Source organism: Vibrio sp. 10N.247.311.12, assembly GCF_041467515.1.
Classification (GTDB): Bacteria; Pseudomonadota; Gammaproteobacteria; order Enterobacterales; family Vibrionaceae; genus Vibrio; species Vibrio crassostreae_C.
Window position 1 is genome coordinate 1 of sequence record NZ_JBFSUV010000103.1, and the last position, 1,351, is coordinate 1,351.

At 47.4% G+C, this 1,351-nt stretch carries 1 protein-coding gene; it reads left to right on the forward strand.

Annotated features, from left to right (window positions below):
- Window positions 1-130: 130 nt before the first annotated feature.
- Window positions 131-1,351, forward strand: a 1,221-nt coding sequence (ltrA, locus tag AB6E30_RS22485) for a group II intron reverse transcriptase/maturase (protein WP_170964223.1), incomplete at its 3' end; no start/stop codon positions are given.

Below are 1,351 nucleotides of genomic sequence, written 5' to 3' on the forward strand. Positions count from 1 at the left end.
GTCATAGCAAGATGAAAACCATCTCTACGTCCCAATGGGCGATACAGCAAGTAAAGCTCATGGTGATGAAGAATGACAAGCATGATTGGCGTAAACAGGAGGACGAGTCTTGGTGATCTCAACGTCGTTGATGGAGCAAATCTGCTCTTCAACCAACTTGAATCAAGCTCTACGAAGAGTGAAGAAGAACAAAGGATGTGCAGGTGTCGACAAACTCGACATAGATGCGACTATCTCAACACTTCGACAGGCTTCAAATGGGCAAGCGCTTCGCCAGAGTCTTCTGGAAGGAAGCTACCAACCTCAACCGGTACTTGGTGTAGAAATCCCTAAACCTAGTGGTGGCGTAAGGCAACTAGGTATCCCAACCGTGCTTGATAGAGTTGTCCAACAGGCAATGACCTCAGTACTGTCAGATATCTATGACCCCAAGTTCTCCAATAGCAGTTACGGATTTAGACCAAACCGCAGTGCGCACCATGCATTAACGGCAGCCAGTCATTACATCCGAGAAGGTCGAGGTTATGTTGTAGATATCGACCTAGCGAAATACTTCGACACAGTGAATCACGATAGACTGATGTACAGACTGTCACAGGACATCAGTGATAAACGAGTGTTGAAGCTCATCAGGTCATATCTACAGGCAGGCATAATGCGAAACGGGATGGTTGAACAGAGACAAAGAGGGACACCACAGGGTGGACCATTATCCCCGTTGCTATCCAATATCGTATTAGATGAACTGGATAAAGAGTTAGAGCGCAGAGGGCATAAGTTCTGTCGATATGCAGACGACTGCCAAATCTACGTTCATAGTGAAGAAGCCGCTTATCGAGTTAAAGAGTCGATAACGGAGTTCTTGGAGCAAAAGCTGAAGCTCACGGTAAATCGAGAGAAAAGTGGTGCGACAAGAGTGACAGAGCGGACTTACTTAAGCCACCGCTTCGGGATAGATGGAACAATCCATCTATCGAAGGCAGCACAAACTCAAATGAAGAAGCGAGTGCGGCAGATAACGAAGCGAAACCGAGGGCGAGAGTTGCAAGCAGTCATAGCGGAATTAACTCAATACCTAAGAGGTTGGCAACACTACTTCAAACTCGCCATACGGAAAAGCAGCTTGCAGCGCTTAGACGAATGGATACGGCGACGGCTACGATGTTACCGCTTAAAACAACGCAAACGCAGATACGGCATAGCGACATGGTTACAACAACAAGGTGTAACGGAGCGCAATGCGTGGAAGGTAGCGATGTCAGATAAAGGGTGGTGGCACTTGGCCTTAACGCCGCAGTTAAATCACGCCATGCCAATAAAATGGTTCGAGGAGTTGGGCCTGTACTCATTG